This window comes from Exiguobacterium sp. s138 (assembly GCF_018618775.1).
GTDB lineage: Bacteria > Bacillota > Bacilli > Exiguobacteriales > Exiguobacteriaceae > Exiguobacterium_A > Exiguobacterium_A artemiae.
The window spans coordinates 6236-14205 of record NZ_JACSMW010000013.1 but is presented as its reverse complement, the minus strand read 5'-3'; the positions used below and the strand labels follow the sequence as shown (position 1 = coordinate 14205).

At 48.1% G+C, this 7970-nt stretch carries 6 protein-coding genes, 2 tRNA genes and 1 other annotated feature; of the genes, 7 read left to right on the top strand and 1 reads right to left on the bottom strand.

What is annotated here, in order from left to right:
• The first annotated feature begins 200 nt into the window (after window positions 1–200).
• Window positions 201–1667, top strand: coding sequence for an IMP dehydrogenase (gene guaB / locus KNP91_RS15525; protein WP_012368922.1), 1467 nt, complete (start codon window positions 201–203; stop codon window positions 1665–1667).
• A 62-nt stretch (window positions 1668–1729) separates the two neighbouring features.
• Here guaB and pdxR read toward each other — a convergent pair whose 3' ends face one another.
• Window positions 1730–3124, bottom strand: a complete 1395-nt coding sequence (gene pdxR, locus KNP91_RS15520; RefSeq protein ID WP_214767900.1) for a MocR-like pyridoxine biosynthesis transcription factor PdxR — start codon at window positions 3122–3124, stop codon at window positions 1730–1732.
• 130 nt (window positions 3125–3254) lie between these two features.
• Here pdxR and pdxS point away from each other — a divergent pair, with 130 nt between their 5' ends.
• The 6 genes from pdxS to KNP91_RS15490 all read left to right on the top strand — a co-directional run bounded on the left by pdxS (window position 3255) and on the right by KNP91_RS15490 (window position 7969).
• Window positions 3255–4142 carry a pyridoxal 5'-phosphate synthase lyase subunit PdxS gene (pdxS, locus tag KNP91_RS15515; protein ID WP_200859024.1) on the top strand — a complete coding sequence of 296 codons (888 nt, stop codon included), beginning with the start codon at window positions 3255–3257 and terminating at the stop codon, window positions 4140–4142.
• Window positions 4136–4714: a pyridoxal 5'-phosphate synthase glutaminase subunit PdxT gene (pdxT, locus tag KNP91_RS15510; protein WP_214767902.1), complete on the top strand. Its 579-nt coding sequence runs from the start codon at window positions 4136–4138 to the stop codon at window positions 4712–4714. The genes pdxS and pdxT overlap by 7 nt, the downstream gene beginning before the upstream one ends.
• Before the next feature lie 94 nt (window positions 4715–4808).
• Window positions 4809–6056: a D-alanyl-D-alanine carboxypeptidase family protein gene (locus tag KNP91_RS15505; RefSeq protein ID WP_214767904.1), complete on the top strand. Its 1248-nt coding sequence runs from the start codon at window positions 4809–4811 to the stop codon at window positions 6054–6056.
• A 12-nt stretch (window positions 6057–6068) separates the two neighbouring features.
• Window positions 6069–6277 (top strand) — a binding site (T-box leader).
• A gap of 63 nt (window positions 6278–6340) precedes the next feature.
• Window positions 6341–7618, top strand: a complete 1278-nt coding sequence (serS, locus tag KNP91_RS15500; RefSeq protein WP_214850881.1) for a serine--tRNA ligase — start codon at window positions 6341–6343, stop codon at window positions 7616–7618.
• Window positions 7619–7755: 137 nt separating this feature from the next.
• Window positions 7756–7846 (top strand) — tRNA-Ser (locus KNP91_RS15495).
• Window positions 7847–7881: 35 nt separating this feature from the next.
• Window positions 7882–7969 (top strand) — tRNA-Ser (locus tag KNP91_RS15490).
• Window position 7970 lies beyond the last annotated feature (1 nt).

Genomic DNA, 7970 nt, shown 5'->3' with positions numbered 1-7970 from the left:
AAGTAGTTGGGGGCTTCCCCCTGTGAGGATAGGACGTTGCCAGGCCAGTAAGAGACCGATCTGCATTTTGCAGGTCGGTCTTTTTGTGTTATGTGAAACTTCAGATTGTTCTGATTATTGGTGGAGTCATTGACATGCCACCTCTCGCTTGTTACCATAACATCAATATTCTTTTATAGAAGAGAAAGCGAGTGGATAACATGTGGGAGAACAAATTTGCTAAAGAAGGCTTGACGTTTGATGACGTCTTGCTCGTACCACGTCGTTCAAGTGTCTTACCGCGAGATGTTGATTTGTCTGTAACATTATGCGAAGGAATTACATTAAACATTCCTTTAATCAGTGCAGGGATGGATACCGTAACAGAAGCTCCAATGGCGATTGCCATGGCACGTCAAGGTGGTCTTGGAGTCATCCACAAGAACATGTCGATGGAAGATCAAGCCGAACATGTCGATCGTGTTAAGCGGTCGGAGAATGGTGTCATTACAAATCCGTTTTACCTCACGCCAGAACGACAAGTCTATGATGCTGAATATTTGATGAGTAAGTACCGGATTTCAGGTGTTCCGATCGTCAATAACGAAACAGAACGTAAATTGGTCGGTATCTTAACCAACCGCGATCTCCGTTTCGTGAAAGATTACTCGACGGTTATTGAAACTGTCATGACGACGGAAGAACTGGTCACAGCAAAAGTCGGTACCTCTTTAGAAGAAGCCGAACAGATTCTCCACAAACATCGGATTGAAAAGTTACCACTCGTCGATGAGAACGGAGTTTTAAAAGGTTTGATTACAACAAAGGATATTGAAAAAGTTGAGCAATATCCGCATGCAGCCAAAGATTCATTTGGACGTCTGCTCGTCGCAGCAGCTGTCGGTGTAACGAAAGATGCCTCGGTTCGTGCCAAGTTCCTCGTAGATGCAGGAGTTGACGCATTGGTCGTCGACACGGCACACGGTCACTCAGAAGGGGTTCTCGTGAAAGTACGCGAACTTCGGGATGAGTATCCGAACTTGCCGATCATCGCAGGAAACGTCGCAACAGCTGAAGCGACACGTGACTTGATTGAAGCAGGTGCTTCTGTCATCAAAGTCGGAATTGGACCAGGGTCTATTTGTACGACACGTGTCGTGGCCGGAGTCGGTGTTCCACAAATCACAGCAGTCTTTGATTGTGCAACAGAAGCCCGTAAGCACGGTGTCTCGATTATCGCTGATGGCGGAATCAAGTATTCCGGTGATATCGTCAAAGCACTCGCAGCAGGCGGTCATGCAGTCATGTTAGGCAGCCTTCTCGCCGGCGTGGAAGAAAGCCCGGGAGAAATGGAAATTTACCAAGGCCGTCAATTCAAGACGTATCGTGGTATGGGATCGGAAGCCTCAATGAAACGCGGCAGCCAAGACCGTTATTTCCAAGAAGCCGACAAGAAATTTGTTCCAGAAGGAATCGAAGGTCGCGTCGCATACCGCGGTAAACTCGGTGACTCGGTTTACCAACTCGTCGGAGGGATCCGCTCAGGAATGGGATACTGTGGTTCTGCTTCACTTGAAGAATTACGTGAAGAAACACAGTTCATCCGGATGACAGGTGCAGGTTTACAGGAAAGCCATCCTCACGATATTCAGATTACGAAAGAAGCTTCAAACTATACACGTCAATAATCAAAAATCCTGCGACCTGAATAGGCCGCAGGATTTTTTTGTGGATAACCTTGTGGATACTTTTATTTTAACTGCCAAGCGGCAACGAGTTCGGTCAGTCCTTGCATCAATTGTTGTTCTGTTAAACTGGCAAACCCGAGGACAATTTGTGGATAAGCTGTGGATAACGGCAACTGGGCATAATCCGATAATCCATATACTTGGATCGAGGAGTCCTTCGCTCGTCGCAGCAATTCCTGTTCTCCCATGCCATTTGAGACGGAGAGGACGACATGCAGTCCGGCACTTTCTCCCGTCAATTTCAGAAAAGGTACATCCCGGAGAGCGTGGACAACGACATCGAGTTTGCGGCGGTAGATTTTCCGCATGCGGTTCAAATGTTTCTCGAAGTCGCCCTCTTTCATGAAGCGCGTCAAAATCGTTTGATCAAATCGGGAGACACTACACGTATAGTATGGAAATTCAGTTTGATAGCGTTCTAATAAAGGTCGTGGCAATACCATATATCCGATGCGAAGGGACGGCATCAGTGATTTTGAGAATGTACTCAGATAAATCACCCGTTCACTGTCCATACTGTGCAAAGAAGGAATGGATTTTCCGCTGTACCGGAATTCGCTATCATAATCGTCTTCTATGATATAACGGCGATCCGATGCAGCGGCCCAGTTTAACAGTTGACGGCGTCGATTGACGGATAAAATACTGCCCGACGGAAACTGGTGAGCCGGTGTCACATACATAACATCGACAGGACTTTGAACGAGGGAAGGAATCACTAAGCCGTTTTGGTCGACCGGAATCGGAACCGCCGATCGTTCATGACTTTCAAGGATCAGACGTGTCGCATGATACCCGGGATCTTCGATGCCATAGGTTGTCGTTTTTCCTAATAAAAAGATGATATGCGGTAACAATTGCTCAACACCGGAACCGATGATGATCTGCTCCGGCGAACAGACGACTCCCCGTGAATGGTAGAGGTACGTCGCAATCTCGAGACGTAATGATAGATCACCTTGCGGGTGTCCAAGCGAGACGAGTGATTGATGTTGTTCGTCGATGACATCTTTTGCGTGTTTCCGCCAACGGGAGAAAGGAAAGGATGAGCCATCGATTTTACTGGGATGAAAATCGTAACGCATGGCTGGTTGTTGATTTGAACGTTGACTTGTCGGCAGAGGCGTTGTTTTGACGTATGCCAGTTCTTCGTAGGCTAAGACGAAGTAACCTTTCCTGGAAACGGATTCGACATATCCTTCTGCGACCAACTGTTGATAAGCCAGTTCGATTGTCGTCTGGCTGAGATTTAAAAACTGACCAAGCTTTCGTTTCGATGGTAATTTCGTTCCGTAAGCAAGGCGTCCTTCAATGATTTCCTGACGGATTTGCTGGTACAGCTGTTCGTACAGCGGACGATTTCCGTCCCGTATCAACTCAAACGATAACATGTCCATAACTGATCTCCCTTTTTACTGACCTGGTTAATTTATCATAAACTGATACTTTTAAAATAGTCAACGGGGAATATACTAAAAAGTATCACCGATTGGAAATACTATCACTGTCTAGGGGGAGTTCATAATGATGGAACGGCAACAAGGATCAGATCGTGTCAAACGGGGAATGGCTGAAATGCAAAAGGGTGGCGTCATCATGGATGTCGTGAATGCGGAACAGGCTAAAATCGCAGAAGCCGCCGGAGCGGTCGCTGTCATGGCACTTGAACGGGTGCCATCGGATATTCGGCGTGACGGGGGAGTAGCCCGGATGGCCGATCCGCTCATCACGGAAGAGGTTCTGCAGGCAGTATCCATTCCCGTGATGGCGAAGTGCCGGATCGGACATATCGTCGAAGCAAGGGTCCTCGAATCGTTGGGTGTTGACTTTATTGATGAAAGTGAAGTCCTGACGCCGGCAGACGAGGAGTATCATTTATTGAAGTCATCGTTTACAGTACCGTTCGTCTGCGGAGCACGTGATTTAGGAGAAGCGGCGCGCCGGATTGCAGAAGGAGCAGCGATGATCCGGACAAAAGGGGAACCCGGAACCGGCAATGTCGTCGAAGCTGTCCGGCATATGCGCAAGATTCAAGCACAACTCCACCAGATTCTTCATTCACAACCGGATGAATTGATGACGCGTGCTAAAGAGTGGGGCGCATCTTACGAGGTCTTACAACAGATTCAGACAACAGGACGTCTTCCGGTCGTGAATTTTGCGGCTGGCGGAATCGCGACTCCAGCCGATGCGGCATTGATGATGCACCTTGGAGCCGAAGGCGTATTTGTCGGTTCCGGTATCTTTAAATCGGAACATCCGGAACGCGTCGCGAAAGCGATTGTCGAAGCCGTGACATACAAAGACGATTTCGAACGGATTGCCCATCTGTCGAAAGGACTCGGAACAGCGATGAAAGGAATTGATGTGACGTCGATGCCGTTTGAAGAGCGGATGGCACCACGCGGATGGTAATCGGTATATTAGGTGTCCAAGGCGCCGTGCGCGAACATCAAGAGATGCTTCATCTGCTTGGAGTCAAAACGATGATCGTCAAATCAAGCGCGGACTTGGACGGAATCGACGGTTTAATCTTGCCTGGCGGCGAATCGACGACGATCCGCCGGCTGATTGACCGTTATGGTTTACTGGATGTCTTGCGACGTCAAGCTGACACGTTGCCGATGTTCGGGACATGTGCCGGGATGATTTTGCTGGCAAGCGAATTGACTGAAGGTCCTTCCCATTTAGGGGCGATTCCGATGACGGTCAGACGCAATGCGTTCGGACGACAAATCGACAGTTTTGAAACCTCCTTGAACGTCGAAGGTGCCGGTCAGGATATTGAAGCTGTTTTTATTCGAGCTCCTTTCGTCGAACAGGTCGGAGAAGGAGTACGTGTCCTGGCTGCAATCGGGACAGCCGCCGTTGTCGTCGAGACGGATCTTCATCTCGCCTGCTCCTTCCATCCGGAGCTGACTTCAGATCGGCGTCTTCATGATTATTTCATTCAAAAAATCAGACGGCGGACAGCTGTTTCTGTTTAATCAAAAGTAAGAGAGAAACCGTCAGTTTCCGGCTGTCGGTTTCTTTTTTTGTGCTACACTGAAAAGATATAACATCATTTGAAGGAGAGGACCGATGAAACGTCTTTTCACACTCTTTCTGAGTGTCCTTATACTGACTGCTGGTGGACAGCCGATGACAGGTCATGCAGAGACACCGGACATTCAGGCAGAATCTTACATAATGGTCGATGCGGTAACAGGCAAGATTTTATTGGCTGAACAGGCTGATTTGGCTCTGCCCCCGGCTTCGATGACAAAATTAATGACGCTTTATCTCGTGCGTCAGCAGATTGAGCAAAAAAAATTATCTTGGAATCAAACGGTTCGCCCAAGTGAAAAAGTACTGAAGCTTGCGAAAACGCCGGGAATTGCCCGGTTGCCGATTCGGAAAACAACGTATACCATCCGGGAATTGTACGACGCAGCTTTTATTAAATCGGCTAACGATGCCGCCGTTCTCCTGGCAGAAGTCATGGCCGGAACGGAGAAGCAGTTCGTGGAACGAATGAATGAAACAGCTGTTGCACTAGGGATGGAAGATACCGAATACGCCAATGCTTCAGGACTCGATGCCGTCGATGCGACATTACCGGGAACAAACTTGATGACGGCGATGGATATCTCTCTTTTGATCATCCGCTATATTCAAGACTATCCGGATGTATTAGATGTGACAAAACGTTCGTTCATTACAATCAATGGAGAAAAGGTCGAAAACTCCAATAAGATGTTGCCGCGCCAACCGTATGCGTACAGCGGAATGCGGGGGATGAAGACCGGGACGACGGACCTTGCCGGATACTGTTTTGCGAGTGTCGCTACACGCGGGAATTTAACACTCGTATCGGTCGTCATGCGAACGACATCCGATAAAGCCCGGTTTGCAGAAACGAAAAAACTGCTGGATTACGGTTTTTCTTCTTTTGAACCGTTGACGTATTACGGAAAAGGGGAACAAATCAAAGGTGTATTGCCGATTCGGGGGGCAAAACAATCCCGCTACGATGTCGTGACGAAAACAGCATTGTATGTGACCGTGTTAAAAAACCAAGCGAAACCGCATACGCCTGTCTTTCAATTTTCAAAAGCAGAAGCACCGTTAAAAGAAGGTGAAATCATCGGGACCGTCCAAGTGGAAGACAGCGGACGATACTTACCCGGATTCACTGTTCCTCAAGCTACAGTAACCAGTGCTGCGAAGGTTGAGCTGGCGAGCTTCCAGATCCGCTTGTTCCGCGCCGTTTCGGCCTGGTCCAAAAAAATCAGTCAAGCGATTCATCAACCAACCCTTGTCAACCGTAAAGGGGATAGTGTAAAGTAAAGCTAATCTCATAATGATGTCATGAACGGACCAAGTAGAAGCATTTATTCTGTTAAGAGAGCTAGTGGGTGGTGCGAACTAGTCAGAAGGATACTTTGAATCGAGCCGGATCACACACCTTGCGAACAAGGTGCGGGTACGCCCGTTATCGCGTCTTTAGAGTTGGCTGATCTGATCAGCAATGAGGGTGGCAACGCGGATCCAGGTGATTCGTCCCTCTTCGGTTTTTTAGAACCGGAGAGGGATGGATTGCCTTTTTTTATTGAAAAAAAGGAGGAAGAAACATGATTGATATTAAACGACTGCGTCAGGATTTTGACGCGATTCAAGAAAAACTGGCTCACCGGGGAGAAGATTTAACGGATATGAACCGGTTCATCGCCCTTGATGAAAAACGCCGGGAATTGATTGCCAAAACAGAAGTCCTGAAAGCGGAACGAAATGAAGCGACAAAAAAAATCGCGGAACTAAAACGCAACAAAGAAAATGCGGATGAAGCAATTGCTGCGATGCGCCAAGTCGGGGATGAAGTCAAAGCCCTCGATGAAGAACTGCGTGAAGTCGAAGCGACGCTGAATCTGTTGTTACTCGGTATTCCGAACATTCCCCATGACAGCGTTCCGATCGGTTCTACGGAAGATGATAATGTCGTCATCCGCGAAGTCGGTGACAAGCCGGCGTTTGATTTTGAAGCTGTACCCCACTGGGATTTGATGGAACAGTTGAAAATCGTTGACGTCGAACGGGCCGGAAAAGTAACGGGAAGCCGTTTCGTCTTTTACCGCGGTGCCGGTGCACGTCTTGAGCGGGCATTGATCAACTTCATGATGGATTTACACCAGGACAAAAACGGATATACGGAAATCCTGCCGCCGCTCATGGTCAACCGGGATTCTATGACAGGAACAGGACAGCTTCCGAAATTCGAAGAAGATGCGTTCAAAGTCGAAGATACGAACTACTTCCTCGTCCCGACAGCAGAAGTGCCGGTGACGAACATGCACCGGGATGAAATTTTGTCAGCGGATCAATTGCCGATCGGTTATGCCGCCTACAGCCAATGTTTCCGGTCTGAAGCAGGTTCTGCCGGCCGTGATACGCGCGGTTTAATCCGTCAGCACCAATTCAACAAAGTCGAACTCGTCCGTTTCGTCAAACCGGAAGAATCATACGAACAGCTTGAATTGCTGACAGGGCAAGCGGAGGAAGTTTTGAAATTACTTAAACTTCCGTATCAGGTCCTCAGCATGTGTACAGCGGATCTTGGTTTCACAGCTGCGAAGAAATATGACATCGAGGTCTGGATGCCGAGCCAAGGGATGTACCGTGAGATTTCTTCTTGCTCAAACTTTGAAGATTTCCAAGCACGCCGGGCACAAATCCGTTTCCGTCGGGAAGCGAATGCTAAACCGGAATTCGTTCATACATTAAACGGATCAGCACTTGCAGTCGGTCGGACAGTCGCTGCCATTCTTGAGAACTACCAGCAAGCAGATGGATCAGTTGTTATTCCAGAAGTACTTCGTCCTTATATGGGCGGTCTTGAAGTCATTCAAGGATAAGTGGGAAGGGGGAGATTTCCCCCTTCTAATTTTTTAAAAAGTTTTTTTAGAAAAAGGCTTTACACAATAAAACCAAGATGCTATCATAATTTATGTCAGGAAGGCGCTCGTACAACACGACGCTCAATTATAAGTACGGAGGCGTACTCAAGTGGTTTAAGAGAACGGTCTTGAAAACCGTCAGGCGGCGAAAGCCGTGCGTGGGTTCGAATCCCACCGCCTCCTCCATTTCTTTTTTTTTACCTGAAAACTACATATAACTTGGAGGCGTACTCAAGTGGTTTAAGAGAACGGTCTTGAAAACCGTCAGGCGGCGAAAGCCGTGCGTGGGTTCGAATCCCACCGCCTCCTC